Genomic DNA, 14,674 nt, shown 5'->3' with positions numbered 1-14,674 from the left:
GGGCCGGCCGAGCGGTCGGCCCCCCGCGCTCAGCTCTGCTCCCGCTCCGCGCACGCCGCCGGGTCGGCCAGCACCTCGCGGACGATCACACCGGCCGCGCCCCGGGCCGCGTCGCCGAGGGAGGAAGAAGGCCGCAGCCGCTTCCCGTCCTCGCTCCACAGCCCGGAGACCACGCGAAGGGCGAGTTCGCGGTCCACGGCGGGAGCCAGCCAGTCCATCAGCTCGCGGTAGACGCCGCCGAGCATCACCGCGTCGGGGTCGAAGAGGTTCACCGCGCCCGACACGACGACGCCCAACTGCTGCCCGGCGCGCTCGATCGCCGACAGCGCGACCGGGTCGCCCCGCCGGGCGCGGCGTTCCAGTTCGGCGACGCCCTGGACGCCCGCGTCCGCGTCGATGCCCGCGGCCGTGAGCAGCGCGGCCTGTCCGGCGTACTGCTCCAGGCAACCGCGGGCCCCGCACCGGCACAGCGGTCCGCCCGGGTCGACGACCATGTGCCCGATCTCCCCGGCGAAGCCGTGCGCGCCGCGCAGCAGTTCGCCGCCGAGCACCAGGGCGCCGCCGATGCCGATCTCGCCGGTCAGGTACAGGAAGCTGCGCACGCCCTCGGTGCCCGCGCCGAACCACAGCTCGGCGAGGGCGGCGGCGTTGGCCTCGTTGTCGGAGCTGACCGGCAGGGGGCGGTGAGCGGGACGCAGGGCGAGGAGGGCCTGGGCGAACAGCCCTTCGACCGCGACGCGCTGCCACCCCAGGTTGGGGGCCTGGCGCACGGTGCCGCCGGTCACCAGGCCCGGCAGCGCGACATGGACGCCGGCCGGCACGAGGTCCTGTTCCGCCGCCGAGCCGATGGCGCGCGCCGCCAGCCGGGCCGCGCGTGCCAGTACCTCGGAGGGCTGGACCCCGCGGTTGTCGAAGTGCTCCACGAGCCGGACCCGGTCGGTACCGGCGAGGTCGACGACGCACACGGTGACGTAGTCGATGTTGATCTCGACACCCAGGCCCGCCGGTCCCGACCGGGACACCTTCAGTACGGTGCCGGGCCGGCCGGCCTGGCCGCTGCTGGTCTTGCCCCACTCGGAGACGAAGCCGTACTCCAGCAACTGCTCGACCAGGGACGACACCGCCGCCCGGGTCAGTCCGACATGCGTGGCGATACCGGCCCGGGTCGCCTCCCCCGCGTCGTGCACGGCTCTCAGGACCAGACTGAGGTTGTGCCGTCTGACCGTGGCCTTGTCGGCCTTCGGCTCCAGGGGGGTGAGGGTGTTCTTCATGGTGGTGTCGAGCGTATGCGACGCCGAGGGCCCCGCCCCGCGCCCCCGTGCCGGGCCGGGCGCCCTTGCTCCTCCCCCGCTCTCGCCTCTAGCCTGATTTTGTGCCGCAAATAAACAAAACCCGATCGCACAACGCCGTGCCGGGTCCCAGCGACAACCTCACCCGCCTCCGCATCGCCCTGACCGCCTTCTTCGCCCTCGACGGCTTCGTCTTCGCCGGCTGGGTCGTACGGATCCCCGCCATCAAGGAGCAGACCGACTCCTCGGCCAGCGACCTGGGGCTGGCGCTGCTCGGTGTCTCCGCGGGCGCCGTCGTCACCATGACGCTCACCGGACGACTGGTCCGCCGCTACGGCAGCCACCCCGTCACCGTCGCCTGCGCGGTGCTGCTCTGCCTCAGCATCGCCCTGCCCCCGCTCACCCACTCCGCGCTCGCGCTCGGCGCCGTACTGCTGGTGTTCGGCAGCGCGTACGGCGGGATCAACGTCGCCTTCAACAGCGCCGCCGTCGACCTGGTGGCCGTCCTGCGGCGCCCGATCATGCCCAGCTTCCATGCGGCGTTCAGTCTCGGCGGCATGATCGGCGCCGGGCTCGGCGGGCTGGTCGCCGGGTCGCTGTCGCCGGTACGGCATCTGCTCGGTCTCACCTTGATCGGCCTGCTCGTCACGCTGGTCGCGGGGCGCGCCCTGTTGCGCTGCGAACCCGCCGTGCCGCCCGACCGCACGCCCGAGGACGACAGCGCCCCGCGCCGGCTCGACCGCCGTACCCGCCGCCTCGTCATCACCTTCGGCCTGATCGCCCTGTGCACGGCGTACGGCGAGGGCGCCATGGCCGACTGGGGCGCCCTGCACCTGGAGGCGGACCTCGACGCCTCACCGGGCATGGCGGCGGCGGGCTACTCCTGCTTCGCGCTCGCCATGACCGTCGGCCGGCTGACCGGCACGACGCTGCTGGAGCGCCTCGGCCGGACGACCACGGTGGTGGCCGGCGGCACGACCGCCGTGGCCGGCATGCTGCTCGGCTCGCTCGCCCCGTCCGTGTGGGCGGCCCTGTTCGGTTTCGCGATCACCGGGCTCGGGCTCGCCAACATCTTCCCGGTCGCGATCGAACGGGCCGGGGCGCTGGGCGGCCCCAGCGGCGTCGCGACCGCGTCCACCCTGGGCTACGGCGGCATGCTGCTCGGGCCGCCCGCGATCGGCTTCATGGCCGACTGGTTCTCCCTGCCGGCCGCGCTCACCAGCGTGGCGGCGCTCGCGGCGGTCGCGGTGCTCGTCGCGGTGGCGACCCGGCGGGCGGGGGCGACGGGCTGAACCGCTGGGCGGGCGGGGCGACGGGCCGAACCGCGGGGCACTGCCCGGCGGATCACACTGGGGTGCCCTCGCGACCAGTGGTGCCCTGCCTACGCCACCTCGGTCAGACGGTTGAGACGATCACGGTGCGCGGAGGTCATCTCGAGACGTCCCGCGGCGATGTTCTCCTCCAGGTGGTCGATCCGGCCGGTGCCGGGAATCGGGAGGATGACGGGTGAGTGGCCGAGGAGCCAGGCGAGCGCCACCTGCGTGGGGGTGGCGCCGAGCTCGGCCGCCACGGAGGCGATCTCGGCCTGCGCTCCCGACTTGCCCCAGGCGACGGGGCGCCACGGCAGGAAGGCGGTCCCCGCCGCTTCGCAGGCCGCGAGTACGGGCTCGTGCTCGCGGTCGAGCAGGTTGTACCGGTTCTGCACACTGGCGACATCTACGATCGTTCGCGCCTGGTCGAGTTGGTCGACGGTGACCTCGGACAGCCCGATCCGACCGATCTTGCCCTCGGTCCGCAGGTCCCGCAGCGTGCCCACCTGGTCGGCGAGCGGCGTGTCGGGGTCGACGCGATGCAGCTGAAGCAGCTCGATCCGCTCGACCCGCAGTCGGCGCAGGGCCTGCTCGACCTGATCGCGCAGCACGGCCGGCCTGCCGTCGAGCTTCCACTCTCCCTCGGGACCCGATCGGGCGAGGCCGACCTTGGTGGTGATCAGCAGCCCGTCCGCGTAGGGGTACAGGGCCTCGGCCAGGAGTTCCTCGTTGGTTCCCCCGCCGTACATGTAGGCGGTGTCGATCAGCGTGACACCAAGCTCGACGGCCCGTCTGGCGACCGCGACGGCGTTCTCGCGGGACGGCCCCTCCTCCGTGGGCAGGTGCATGGCACCGAACCCCAACCGTCGCACTTCCAGATCCCCGCCGATCCGAAACTCGGTCGATGTCACGCGCTGACCCCTCTCCCCGTTCAACGGGGCCACGTTAACAGCCCAGTTGCCCATGACCGTGTTCCCGTGACCGTGTTCCCGTGACCGTGTGACCGTCACCGATTGCCCATGACCGGTTGTCCGCCCCCGGGTTCGCGACCCGGCCTGGCCCATGGGAGCGTCAGGTCTTCGGGGCTGCCCTGGAGCCCGCTCCATCCTGCACACTGCCTGTCATGGAGATCACCGCGTTCGTCGAAGTCACGCGCCGCGAGGGGGCGTTGCTGGCCGCGGCCGCCGAGGCGGCGGGCACCGGCGCCAAGGTGCCGACCTGCCCCGGCTGGCAGGTGCGGGACCTGCTGCGGCACACCGGGATGGTGCACCGCTGGGCGACGGGGTTCGTCTCCGAGGGGCACACCGGCCCGCGGCCCGACGGAGGCCTGCCCGAACTCGACGGCACCGCACTGGTTGCCTGGTTCCGCAAGGGACACGAACAACTCGTCGACGCCCTCGCCGACGCCTCGCCCGGCCTGCGCTGCTGGCACTTCCTGCCCGCGCCGTCACCGCTGGCGTTCTGGGCCCGGCGGCAGGCGCACGAGACGACGGTGCACCGGATCGACGCCGAGTCGGCCAGGGGCGGCGACCCCACCGGCATCGGCGTGGACTTCGCGGTGGACGGCATCGACGAGTTGCTGTGCGCCTTCCACGCCCGCCCGAAGAGCGCGGTGCGCACCGGAGAACCCCGCACACTGCGCGTACGGACGACGGACGCGCCGGGCTCCGTGTGGACCGTACGACTGTCCGCGGAGCCTCCCGTGACCGAGCGGGACGACGCGGGGGACGCCGACTGCGAGCTGAACGGACCGGCCGCACAGCTCTACTCGGCGCTGTGGAACCGCCGGCCCTTCCCGGAGGTGACCGGCGACGCCTCGCTCGCCGCGCTGTGGCGTGCGAAGTCGGGCGTCACCTGGAACTGAACAGGGCCGCGCGGCAACATCGGTCAGCCAGTCGGTCGGTCGGTCAGCCAGTCGGTCGGTCGGTCGGTCGGTCAGCCAGACGATCGGTCAGTCGGTCAGTCGGTCAGCAACCGGTGCAGCACGGCCCGCTGCACCGGGAGCACCTGGCCGTACATGACCCGCCCCTTCGGAGTGAGCGCCACCCGCACGCCCCGCCGGTCCTCGGGACACATGGAGCGCTCGACGAGTCCGCCCTCCACCAGCCTGGCGACCAGCCGGGACAACGCGCTCTGACTCAGGTGGACCCGCTCGGAGATCTGCTGGACCCGATAACCGCAGGGGCCGGAATCGTCCTCGTCCAGCGCGCCGGCCAGCACGTCGAGAACCTCGAAGTCGCTTCCGCACAGACCGTGCCGGTGCAGCGCACGGTCGAGTTCGCACTGGACGCGGGCGTGCAGGGTCAGGATGCCGCGCCACTGGGTCACGAGCGCCTGTTCGACGTTCTTCGCCGCCATGGGGCGCACCGTAGCAGAGCGGTCGCAGGCGTCCGGCTGCCGAATCGGCGCGGGTCTGGGAAAATCGCCGGCATGAAGGCCTACGGGGGACGGCGTACACAGGGCGAGCGGGACGCGATCACGGTCGAGATCGGCTACGCGCTGTGCAGCGCGGCGTTCGCGGGTGCCGTGCTGTTCGGGGCCGTGGCCGGGCCCGCGTATCTCTTCGCGCCGCCGGCCGGTGTACGGAGCGCGCTCGTGGGCTCGGGAGCGGTGCTGGCCGTCGTGGTGTTCTTCGTCCGTGTGGCGAGTGTGCTGGTCCGGTTCACGCGCGGTGATCATCCGAGCCGGCCCGGCCGTACCGAACCCGACTCGTAGGCCAGGACGACCAGTCGGTCCCGGTCGCGAGCGCCCGGCTTCACCATCGTGCGGCTTCGCCGGCGCGCTTCACGTCGTCGGCCACGTGCTCCCGGGGAAGTACGCCCTCCCCCTCCTCTCCGCCCGGGCCGTTCGCGCCGGGCGCCGTGGGTGTCCGTGCCGGTGTCTCCTTCATCCGGAAGCGGCGCAGCGGTCGCGGGGCCCACCAGTTCGCGCGCCCCGCGAGCCGCATCGTCACCGGCAGCAGCACCACCCGGATGAGGGTGGCGTCGACGAGGATCGTCAGGGCCGTGCCGATCCCCAGTTCCTTGAGGAAGACGACGCCGCCGGTGGCGTACGACAGGAAGGACAGCGCGAGGATGCCGGCCGCGGCGGTGATCAGCGGGGCGCTGCGCCGGATGCCCTCGCCGACCGCGCGTACGGTGTCCCCGGTGCGCTGGTGCTCCTCCGTGATACGGGCCAGCAGGAAGACCTCGTAGTCCATGGACAGGCCGTACGCCACGCAGAACATGAGCACCGGAATGCTCGGCTCGATGGATCCGGTCGGGGTGAAGCCGAGCACCCCGGACAGGTGCCCGTCCTGGAACACCCACACCAGGCAGCCGAACATCACGGACAGACTGAGCAGGTTCAGCACGGTCGCCTTCGCGGGCAGCAGCAGACTGCCCGTCATGAGGAAGAGGATCACGTACGTGGCCACCAGCACGATCCCGACGGCGTACGGGAGCCGGTCCAGGAGCGTGGCGCGGAAGTCGGTGGTCTCGCCGGGGTAGCCGCCGACCAGGGCGGGCGCCGGGGACGGAGTGTCCCGGACGCGCTCGACGAAGGCGGGGACGTCGCCGTACATGGCCTCCTGCGTCGGTACGACAGCCAGCCGCACCCGCCCGTCCGGTGCCGTAAGACGGTCCTGGCCGGGCGCGCCGGTGCGCTCGCCCTGGCGGTAGGTGCCCTCCGGCGCGTCGACCTGGAACACGCCGGGGAGCCGGGAGAGTGCGGTGGCGTACGCGCCCGTGCCGGCGCCCCGGTCCGGGACGCCTCCGTCCAGGACGACCTGGATCGTGTCCGTGGGTTCGGCGGAGAACTCCCGGTGCACGATCTCGGAGGTGGTGCGTGAGGAGGTGCCCTCGGGCAGGGTGCGTTCGTCGGGCAGCCCGAAGCGCAGGCCCAGCAGCGGAGAGGCTGCCACCAGCAGGACGGTGAGCACCCCGGCGCCGGCCAGGAACGGGCGGCGCATGGCCGCGAGCGCGGTGCGGTGCCAGAAGCCGGAGGCGGGCGCGGTGGGCCGCTCGACGCGGTGGCCCCAGCGGGCGAGCGCGGCGGGCAGGAACAACACGGCCCCGGCGACCGCGGTGAGCACCACGAAGACACCCGCGTAGGCGAACGAACTGAGGAAGAAGAACGGGAACACCAGCAGCGCGCACAGCGACACCGCGACCGTGACCCCGCTGAAGAGCACCGTCCGTCCGGCGGCGCGGGTCGCCTCGACGACCGCCTCCGGCTGGGCGTGCCCGGCGGCGCGCTCCTCGCGGTAGCGGTTGATCATGAAGAGGCCGTAGTCGACACCCAGTCCGAGGCCGAGGACGAGTGCGAGGTTCGCGGCGAACGTCGACACCTCCGTGACCTGCGCGACCGCCCGCAGTCCGGCGAGCGTGCCGATCACGGAGAACAGGCCGACCGCCACGGTCAGCAGCGCGGCGACGGTGCGCCGGTACACCAGGATCAGCAGGAGCAATACGGCCGGCAGGGCGAACAGCTCGGCGCGCAGGAAGTCGGTGCGGGCCTGCTCGCCGACCTGCCGGGAGATCTCCTCCTGGCCGCCGACCCGGACGTCGAGTTCGGGTGTCGTGCGCGTCAACTCCGCCGAGAGGGTGGCGAGTTCTTCGCGTGTCTCGGTGGCCGTGCCTTCGAGGCGGGCGAGGATCAGGGCCCGGCGGCCGTCCTCCCCGCGCAGGGCCGCGCTCCCGGCGTCCCAGTAGGCGGTGACGTCCGTGACGAGCGGCAGATCACCGACCTCGGCGGCCAGTTCGCGGGCGGCCCGTTCGGTGCGCGGGCTGTCCACGTCGCCGTCCCGGGCGGTGACCAGGAGGGCGAGGTTGGGGTTTCCGGTGCGGAAGTGCTCGCGCAGCCGGTCACCGGCGCGGACGGACTCCGTGCCGGGAGAGTCCCAGCGGGAGAGGTCGAGGTCGCTCTGCGCGCCGGCGCCGTACGCGCCCAGGCCGATGAGGGCGAGCAGGAAGCCGAGCAGCACCGCACGGCTGCGCCGCACGGCCAGGCGGCCGAGCCGGGTGAGCATGGGATGGGCCTTTCTTCCAAGGGGCTGGTCCGCACACTCTCGGCCCGGACGCTGGAAGGACGACTGGAAGGACCGCTGGAAGATCCACTGGAATGCCGCGCCCGGGATACGCTCGACGGATGGGTGAGGGGACACCGAGGACACCGGCAGCACCAGGGACACGGGCGGCACCGAATACACCGGCAGCACTGGGAACACCGGCAGCACCGAGAGCACCGGCAGCACCAAAGGGCTCGGCGGCATCGACGACAGTGGTGGCATCGGAGACCTCTGCGGCATCGACGGCAGTGGCGGCACCGGTGACCACGGGAGCGGCCGGCGCGACGAGCACCCTGCGCTGCGAACTGCTCGGCCCCCTACGCGCGTTGCGCGACGGCGTCGAGATACCCCTCGGTCCGCCGAAGCAGCGCGCGGTGCTCGCCGTCCTGCTGCTCCAGGAGGCGCGCCCCATCTCGTACGACGGTCTGGTCGAGGCCGTGTGGGGCGGGGCACCGCCGGTGCACGTGCGCAACCTGGTGCAGAAGTACGTCTCGGGGCTGCGCCGCGCGCTCGGCGACGGTGCGGAGCTGACGTGGACCGGCAGCGGCTACCGCCTCACCGGGGCCCACGCCGACGACCTGCGACAGCGTCGGGAACTGGTGGCCGAGGCGGTGGCCGCCCGCGACACCGGCGAGCTGCACCGCGCCACCGAACTGGCCGGGCGGGCGGAGCGGTTGTGGCGCGGCGAGTTCGCCGAGGGGCTCCAGACGCCCTACCTGGCGGCGGAGAGGCTGCGCTGGGCCGAGAAACGGCTCACCGTCCTGGAGGCTCGGCTGGCCGGCCTGATCGAACTCGGGCACTCCTTCGAGTGCGTCCACGAACTCGTCCGGCTCGTGGCCGCGCACCCCCTGCGGGAACGCCTCAGCGAACTGCTGATGCTCGCGCTGTACCGCGCGGGCCGCCCGTCCGACGCGCTCAGCGCGTACGAGGCGGTACGGCAGCGGCTCGCCGAGGCGATGGGTTCCGACCCGGGGCCGGGGCTGCGGTCCCTGCACGCACGCGTCCTGCGGCAGGACCTGGCCCTGCTGCCCCCGCCGAGGGTTCCGTCCGGGTGAGGGACGCCTCAACGACCGGGGGAGGACTGGGGGAAGACCAGGCCCACCGCGTGGGCGAGCCGCTCCGCCGCGTGACGGAAGAACGTCTCCCGGTCCTCCACGACCCGGTTGAACTGCCCGAACACCTCGAACCCGACCAGCCCGAACAACTCGGCCCAGGCCGCCGTGAACGCCGCCACCGTCTCCGGCGGCAGATCGGGGGCGAAGTCCGCGGCCATCCGGTGGGCCTCGGGCCGCAGTTCGGCGGGCAGCGGCGGCTTGGCGAGGCCCGGTCCCCGGTGTGCGTCGCGCAGGACGCCCATGAACACGTAGGCCACCCGGGCGGCGGCGGGGACCGTGTCCACGGGCGCGGTATAGCCGGGTACCGGTGATCCGTAGATCAGCGCGTACTCGTGGGGATGCGTCAACGCCCAGGCGCGTACCGCCTCGCACACCGCGGTCCAGCGGCGGGTGGGTCCGGCGTCGGCCGCCGCGTCGTGGGCGGCCTCGGCGGCCTCGCCGAGCGCGTTGTAGGCGTCGATGATGAGGGCGGTCAGGAGATCGTCGCGGCTGGGGAAGTAGCGGTAGATGGCCGACGATGCCATGCCCAGCTCGCGGGCCACGGCCCGCAGCGAGAGCTTGGCGGCGCCCTCCGCCGCCAGCTGTGCGCGCGCCTCGTCCTTGATGGCGGCGGTGACCTCGATCCGGGCGCGGGCACGGGCGCCGTGTGTGGTGCTGCTCATGGGTCCAGTGTCCCACGGAGTCAGAGCACCGCACACAGACGAGAGCACTGCACGCAAAGGAGAGCAGCGCACACAAACAGGAGCGCCGCACGCAAAGGTGAGCGGCGCGCACAAACGAGAGCAGCGCTCTTGCTTCCCGCGTCCCCCTCGGGCACACTGAAGCACAGAGCGAGAGCAGTGCTCACGAAAGAGAGCAGCGCTCTCATCATCGTTCTCGCCACCTGAGCGACCTGGGGGTCACCGATGTCATCAGCGCCGTACTACCGCAAGGGCAGCCCGGTCACCGTCCGGCTCAACGGCGTCATCGGCTGGCTGGCCCGGCACGGTGTCAGCCTCGCCGGCGCCGCGGAGATGTCCGTCCGCGGTCGCAAGAGCGGACAGATGCAGCGGATCCCTGTGAACCCGCACGTCCACGGGGACGGGCAGTACCTCGTCTCGGCCCGCGGTCACTCCCAGTGGGTGCGCAACATGCGCGCCGCCGGCGGCGGGGAGCTGCGCGTCGGACGCAAGGTCCGCACCTTCACCGCGGTGGAGCTCCCCGACGAGCAGAAGCTCCCGATCCTGCGGACCTACCTGGAGAAGTGGGGGTGGGAGGTGAACCAGTACTTCCAGGGAGTCACCGCCAAGTCCTCCGACGAGGAGATCGTCGCGTCCGCCGCCGACCACCCCGTCTTCCGGATCGAGGTCAGGAGCTGACCTCGTCACCCGCGGCGCCCGCGGCCCCCGGGCCACTCGGGCCACTCGAAGCGTCCGGAGCGTCCGGAGTACCCGCGCCACCCGAGCCGCCCGCGCTGCCCGGAGCGCCCGCGGAGTCCCCCTTGACCGCGGTCCGGCGGTCGATCGCCGCCAGCGCCCGCTGTGCCAGCGGGTGGCTGCGGACCAGCTCACCCAGCGAGGTCGAGCCCTGCGTGATGTCCTTGAACGCCTTCCAGGCCGGGCGGAAACCGGTCAGGGCCGCGTGGAAGAGCCCCGGCCGGCGCTCGAACAGCGCCAGCATCCGCTTGCCGACACTCATCTCGACGCCGAGCCCCGCCTTGATCGCGAAGGCGTAGTTCAGGGCCTGCTTGCGCGCGTCCACGGCGTCGTGCGCCTCGGAGATCCGCACCGCCCACTCCCCCGCGAGCCGTCCGGAGCGCAGCGCGAAGGAGATTCCCTCACGGGTCCACGGTTCCAGGAGCCCCGCGGCGTCCCCGCAGACCAGGACCCGCCCGCGCGACAGCGGCGAGTCGTCGGCACGGCAACGCGTCAGATGGCCGGAGGAGATGCTCGGTTCGAAGCCGGCGAGGCCGAGCCGGGCGACGAAATCCTCCAGGTACCGCTTGGTCGCCGCGCCCTCGCCGCGTGCCGAGATCACCCCGACGGTGAGCGTGTCGCCTTTGGGGAAGACCCAGCCGTAACTGCCGGGCAGCGGCCCCCAGTCGATGAGGACCCGTCCCTTCCAGTCCTCGGCCACCGTCTCCGGCACCGGGATCTCCACCTCCAGACCGAGGTCGACCTGGTCGAGCTTCACCCCGACATGCGCCCCTATCCGGCTGGCGCTGCCGTCCGCGCCGACGACGGACCGCGCCAGCACCGTCTCCCCGCCCTGCAGGACGACGGCGACCGTGCGTCGGTCCGGCACGGCCGACCCGTGCTGCTCCACCCGCGTCACCGACACCCCGGTGCGCAGCTCGGCGCCCGCCTTCTGCGCGTGCTCGACGAGCTGCTGATCGAACTCGGGCCGGTTGATCAGCCCGAACAGCATCTGCCGGGAGCGCCGCGTCCGGGTGAACCGCCCGTTGTTGGAGAACGTCACCGCGTGCACACGGTCCCGGAAGGGCAGCTCGAAACCGGGCGGGAGGGTGTCGCGCGAGGGACCGATGATGCCGCCGCCACAGGTTTTGTAGCGGGGCAGCTCCGCCTTCTCCAGCAACAGCACGCGCCGCCCCGCGACCGCCGCCGCATAGGCGGCCGAGGCCCCCGCCGGTCCCGCGCCCACCACGACCACGTCCCAGACCTGACGCGTGTCGTCCGCCGAAGAGTTCTCGCTGCTCACGATGGTCTACTGCTCCCAACAAACCGCATGCCGCACCTGACCCCCGCATCCTACGGCGGGCATCGCCGCAGGCCACTGTGGGAGGATCGGGCCTACCAATCCCAGCACTCGTCGTACCCGTCGTACTCGACGTACTCCTGTACTTCTCGGTACAACGTCGCACCCACAAGGAGCGTGCCCATGTCGTCGAATCCGGTCGCCGAGACCGTCTCCTCGCTGATGCCCAGGGCGAAGGAGGAGCTCACCGCGCTGGTGGCCTTCAAGTCGGTGGCGGACTTCGACCAGTTCCCGCGCAGCGAGAGCGTGGGCGCCGCCAACTGGATAGCGGCCGCACTGCGCGCCGAGGGCTTCCAGGACGTGGACCTGCTCGACACGCCGGACGGCACGCAGTCGGTCTACGGATACCTGCCCGGCCCCGAGGGCGCGAAGACGGTCCTGCTCTACGCCCACTACGACGTGCAGCCGCCGCTGGACGAGGACGGCTGGGCGACCCCGCCGTTCGAACTGACCGAGCGCGACGGGCGCTGGTACGGGCGCGGCGCGGCCGACTGCAAGGGCGGCGTGCTCATGCACCTGCTCGCGCTGCGCGCGCTGAAGGCGAACGGTGGCGTGCCGGTGCACGTCAAGGTGATCGCCGAGGGTTCGGAGGAGCAGGGCACGGGGGGCCTGGAGCGGTACGCCGAGCAGCACCCCGAGCTGCTGGCGGCCGACACCATCGTCATCGGCGACGCGGGCAACTTCCGGGTCGGGCTGCCGACGGTCACCTCGACGCTGCGCGGCATGACGCTCGTCCGCGTGAAGGTCGACACGCTCGAAGGCAACCTGCACTCCGGCCAGTTCGGCGGCGCGGCGCCCGACGCGCTGGCCGCTCTGATCCGCGTACTGGACTCCCTGCGCGCCGAGGACGGCTCGACGACCGTCGACGGACTCGCGGCTGACGGCGCGTGGGAGGGCCTGGCCTACGACGAGGAGCAGTTCCGCCGGGACGCCCGGGTGCTGGACGGCGTGGAACTGATCGGTTCCGGGTCGATCGCCGACCGGATCTGGGCGCGGCCGGCCGTCACGGTGCTCGGCATCGACTGCCCGCCGGTCGTCGGCGCCACCCCGTCGGTGCAGGCGGGTGCCCGCGCGCTGGTGAGCCTGCGGGTGCCGCCGGGCGTGGACGCCGCCGAGGCCACCAAGCTGCTCCAGGCCCACCTGGAGGCGCGTACGCCGTGGGGCGCGCGGGTCGGCGTCGAGCAGATCGGCCAGGGCCAGGCGTTCCGCGCCGACACCGCCAGCCCGGCGTACCGGGCCATGGCGGACGCGATGGCGGTGGCGTACCCGGGCGAGGAGATGCAGTACGCCGGTCAGGGCGGCTCCATCCCGCTGTGCAACACCCTGGCCGGGCTCTACCCGCGGGCGGAGATCCTGCTGATCGGCCTGAGCGAGCCGGAGGCGCAGATCCACGCCGTGAACGAGAGCGTGTCCCCCGAGGAACTGGAGCGGCTGTCGGTGACGGAGGCCCTGTTCCTGCGCAACTACGCGGCGAGCTGAGCGGTACCGGTCGGGAACGGAGGCTGCCCGCCGCGGTCACGGCGATCCGGTGACCGCCCGGGCGTCGCAGGCACTCCGGCAATCGGCGCGTGCCCACGGGGGTGTGCCGACGTCAGCCGACCGGGGTGCCCGCCTCCAGGTACAGTGCCGCACCGCGTTCCCGGGCTCGCAGGGCCCAGCGCAGCCGCTCGTAGCGGACCGGGGGCAGCAGGCCGGCGGCCTCGTCCTCGGTGACGAAGCGCCAGGCGCGCAGCTCGGGGCCGGGCAGCAGGACCCGGCCGGCGTCGGCGGAGTCGAGCCGGCCGCCGTCGAAGAGCAGGCGCAGACCGCCGTAGCCCGGGGGTGTGGGCGGTTCCCAGTCGACGACCAGCAGGGCGGGTACGTCGTCGAGGCGGATACCGGTCTCCTCGGCGACCTCGCGCATCCCGGCGCGGGCGGGCGCCTCACCGGGCTCGACGATGCCGCCGGGGAACTCCCAGCCGGGCTTGTAGGTGGGGTCGACGAGCAGCACCCGGTCCTGTTCGTCGAAGAGCAGGACGCCGGCCGCGAGGGTCTCGGCGGTGGGCTCGGGCGTCTGCACGATGTCGCAGGCCGGCGCTGAGCCGGTGCCGACGGCCTCGGCTATCCTGGCGGCGGCCTCGTACGGGGTGAGCGCGCCGGTGTCGACCGGGTGGGCGTCGGCGGTCAGCCAGGAGGCGAGGGCGGCCCGGTACGGCTCGATGTGGTCGTACGACCACTGCCGTACGCGTATCTCGCCGTCGGTCAGGTCCTCCGGTATCTCGCGGCCCGCTATCCGCTTCCGCAGGATCGTTTCCGCCGGAGCCAGCAGGACGTGCCGGACCGCGATGCGGCGGGCGGCGAGGCCGCCGAAGATCTCGTCGCGGTAGTCCTGCCGCAGCAGGGTCATGGGGACGACGAGGGTCCCCCCGAGCTCGGCGAGCATCGCGGCCGCTGTGTCGGTCACGAGGCGGCGCCAGATCGGCAGGTCCTGGAAGTCGCCGACCTCGGCGAGGCGTTTGGGCGGCAGCAGATGTGCGAGCGTTCCGCCGATGACCTCGGGGTCGAAGAGTGTGCTGTTCGGGATCAGTTCGATCAGTTCCCGTGCGGTGGTGGTCTTCCCCGCACCGAACGCGCCGTTGATCCAGACGACGGTCACAGGTCCCCCTCTTCTGTTGGCCCCCTGAGGCTTGCCCGCTCCACCCTGCCACGGAAACCAGGCGCAGATGAGCGCCTACGACAGCGGCGCCGGCACCCCTCGGGGGAGGGACGCCGGCGCCGCGTGGTCCGGGTGGTGCGTGACGGACGGTCTACGTCAGCCCTGCTGCCCGCGGGCGTCGTCGCCCAGGGCCAGGTTCTCGGTGGCGACCGTGTCCTGGACGGTGCTGACGGTGTCCTCCACGTCGAGGCCGAGCGGGAGTTCACCCGGAGCGGCGTGGGAGGGCGTGACGGCCGCGACGACGAAACCGGTGGCCAGGGTGGCGAGGGCGAGCATGCTGCGCTTCTTCATGGCTGGTTCAACTGCGTCGGCCGGGTGGCGGTCACGGCCGGCCGCCCATGTGGCACCCCCAGGTGTCCACGCACCATCACCGTTCCTAATCAGTGAGCAGGAGTGAGTCTTGGACTCGTACCTGGTCACTGCGGACATCCCGAACGGTTTTGGGTGTCCTGGTTGCCCGCGTA

At 72.6% G+C, this 14,674-nt stretch carries 14 protein-coding genes; 6 read left to right on the top strand and 8 right to left on the bottom strand.

All coding sequences use genetic code 11. The features are described from left to right. Nucleotides 1-29: 29 nt before the first annotated feature. Nucleotides 30-1,271, bottom strand: a complete 1,242-nt coding sequence (locus ACH4NX_RS03685) for an ROK family protein (RefSeq protein ID WP_351397692.1) — start codon at nucleotides 1,269-1,271, stop codon at nucleotides 30-32. Nucleotides 1,272-1,408: 137 nt separating this feature from the next. Here ACH4NX_RS03685 and ACH4NX_RS03680 point away from each other — a divergent pair, with 137 nt between their 5' ends. Further along, entirely contained in the window at nucleotides 1,409-2,581 is a 1,173-nt protein-coding gene (locus tag ACH4NX_RS03680; RefSeq protein WP_398129965.1) for an MFS transporter, read from the top strand. Nucleotides 2,582-2,670: 89 nt separating this feature from the next. On the opposite strand, the gene ACH4NX_RS03675 is transcribed toward ACH4NX_RS03680, so the two are convergent. Beyond that, nucleotides 2,671-3,510, bottom strand: coding sequence for an aldo/keto reductase (locus ACH4NX_RS03675; RefSeq protein ID WP_351397687.1), 840 nt, complete (start codon nucleotides 3,508-3,510; stop codon nucleotides 2,671-2,673). A gap of 212 nt (nucleotides 3,511-3,722) precedes the next feature. Between ACH4NX_RS03675 and ACH4NX_RS03670 the strand changes: the two genes are divergently transcribed. After that, nucleotides 3,723-4,463 carry a maleylpyruvate isomerase family mycothiol-dependent enzyme gene (locus tag ACH4NX_RS03670; protein WP_351397684.1) on the top strand — a complete coding sequence of 247 codons (741 nt, stop codon included), beginning with the start codon at nucleotides 3,723-3,725 and terminating at the stop codon, nucleotides 4,461-4,463. 95 nt (nucleotides 4,464-4,558) lie between these two features. Here the strand turns inward: ACH4NX_RS03670 and ACH4NX_RS03665 are convergent, their stop codons facing one another. Next, nucleotides 4,559-4,957 (bottom strand): MarR family transcriptional regulator, encoded by a 399-nt coding sequence (locus ACH4NX_RS03665; RefSeq protein WP_351397681.1) that lies wholly within the window; start codon nucleotides 4,955-4,957, stop codon nucleotides 4,559-4,561. Nucleotides 4,958-5,029: 72 nt separating this feature from the next. On the opposite strand from ACH4NX_RS03665, the gene ACH4NX_RS03660 reads away from it, so the two are divergent. After that, nucleotides 5,030-5,314 (top strand): DUF6332 family protein, encoded by a 285-nt coding sequence (locus tag ACH4NX_RS03660; RefSeq protein WP_351397678.1) that lies wholly within the window; start codon nucleotides 5,030-5,032, stop codon nucleotides 5,312-5,314. A gap of 40 nt (nucleotides 5,315-5,354) precedes the next feature. Here ACH4NX_RS03660 and ACH4NX_RS03655 read toward each other — a convergent pair whose 3' ends face one another. Beyond that, on the bottom strand, nucleotides 5,355-7,607 hold the full coding sequence (locus ACH4NX_RS03655; RefSeq protein WP_398129960.1) for an MMPL family transporter: 2,253 nt from the start codon (nucleotides 7,605-7,607) through the stop codon (nucleotides 5,355-5,357). A gap of 299 nt (nucleotides 7,608-7,906) precedes the next feature. Between ACH4NX_RS03655 and ACH4NX_RS03650 the strand changes: the two genes are divergently transcribed. Then, nucleotides 7,907-8,701: an AfsR/SARP family transcriptional regulator gene (locus ACH4NX_RS03650; RefSeq protein ID WP_351397672.1), complete on the top strand. Its 795-nt coding sequence runs from the start codon at nucleotides 7,907-7,909 to the stop codon at nucleotides 8,699-8,701. Nucleotides 8,702-8,709: 8 nt separating this feature from the next. Here the strand turns inward: ACH4NX_RS03650 and ACH4NX_RS03645 are convergent, their stop codons facing one another. Beyond that, on the bottom strand, nucleotides 8,710-9,423 hold the full coding sequence (locus ACH4NX_RS03645) for a TetR/AcrR family transcriptional regulator (RefSeq protein ID WP_351397669.1): 714 nt from the start codon (nucleotides 9,421-9,423) through the stop codon (nucleotides 8,710-8,712). 243 nt (nucleotides 9,424-9,666) lie between these two features. Between ACH4NX_RS03645 and ACH4NX_RS03640 the strand changes: the two genes are divergently transcribed. Further along, nucleotides 9,667-10,119, top strand: a complete 453-nt coding sequence (locus ACH4NX_RS03640; protein WP_351397666.1) for a nitroreductase family deazaflavin-dependent oxidoreductase — start codon at nucleotides 9,667-9,669, stop codon at nucleotides 10,117-10,119. On the opposite strand, the gene ACH4NX_RS03635 is transcribed toward ACH4NX_RS03640, so the two are convergent. Then, entirely contained in the window at nucleotides 10,109-11,458 is a 1,350-nt protein-coding gene (locus ACH4NX_RS03635) for a geranylgeranyl reductase family protein (RefSeq protein WP_398129961.1), read from the bottom strand. The two genes, ACH4NX_RS03640 and ACH4NX_RS03635, sit on opposite strands and share 11 nt — an antisense overlap. A 180-nt stretch (nucleotides 11,459-11,638) precedes the next feature. Between ACH4NX_RS03635 and ACH4NX_RS03630 the strand changes: the two genes are divergently transcribed. Beyond that, nucleotides 11,639-12,994, top strand: coding sequence for a dipeptidase (locus ACH4NX_RS03630; protein ID WP_398129962.1), 1,356 nt, complete (start codon nucleotides 11,639-11,641; stop codon nucleotides 12,992-12,994). 112 nt (nucleotides 12,995-13,106) lie between these two features. On the opposite strand, the gene ACH4NX_RS03625 is transcribed toward ACH4NX_RS03630, so the two are convergent. Further along, nucleotides 13,107-14,150, bottom strand: coding sequence for an NUDIX domain-containing protein (locus tag ACH4NX_RS03625; RefSeq protein ID WP_351397658.1), 1,044 nt, complete (start codon nucleotides 14,148-14,150; stop codon nucleotides 13,107-13,109). Between the two features lie 156 nt (nucleotides 14,151-14,306). Then, entirely contained in the window at nucleotides 14,307-14,501 is a 195-nt protein-coding gene (locus ACH4NX_RS03620; protein ID WP_351397655.1) for a hypothetical protein, read from the bottom strand. Between the last annotated feature and the right edge of the window lie 173 nt (nucleotides 14,502-14,674).

It is taken from the genome of Streptomyces sp. NPDC017225 (assembly GCF_044331465.1).
In the GTDB taxonomy this organism is placed as follows: Bacteria; Actinomycetota; Actinomycetes; order Streptomycetales; family Streptomycetaceae; genus Streptomyces.
This window is presented reverse-complemented; position numbering and strand designations above follow the sequence as displayed.

Coding starts and splice junctions, on each gene's coding strand:
- ACH4NX_RS03685 (WP_351397692.1), bottom strand. CDS start 1,271: ATGAAGAACACCCTCACCCCCCTGGAGCCGAAGGCCGACAAGGCCACG.
- ACH4NX_RS03670 (WP_351397684.1), top strand. CDS start 3,723: ATGGAGATCACCGCGTTCGTCGAAGTCACGCGCCGCGAGGGGGCGTTG.
- ACH4NX_RS03665 (WP_351397681.1), bottom strand. CDS start 4,957: ATGGCGGCGAAGAACGTCGAACAGGCGCTCGTGACCCAGTGGCGCGGC.
- ACH4NX_RS03660 (WP_351397678.1), top strand. CDS start 5,030: ATGAAGGCCTACGGGGGACGGCGTACACAGGGCGAGCGGGACGCGATC.
- ACH4NX_RS03655 (WP_398129960.1), bottom strand. CDS start 7,607: ATGCTCACCCGGCTCGGCCGCCTGGCCGTGCGGCGCAGCCGTGCGGTG.
- ACH4NX_RS03645 (WP_351397669.1), bottom strand. CDS start 9,423: ATGAGCAGCACCACACACGGCGCCCGTGCCCGCGCCCGGATCGAGGTC.
- ACH4NX_RS03640 (WP_351397666.1), top strand. CDS start 9,667: ATGTCATCAGCGCCGTACTACCGCAAGGGCAGCCCGGTCACCGTCCGG.
- ACH4NX_RS03630 (WP_398129962.1), top strand. CDS start 11,639: ATGTCGTCGAATCCGGTCGCCGAGACCGTCTCCTCGCTGATGCCCAGG.
- ACH4NX_RS03620 (WP_351397655.1), bottom strand. CDS start 14,501: ATGAAGAAGCGCAGCATGCTCGCCCTCGCCACCCTGGCCACCGGTTTC.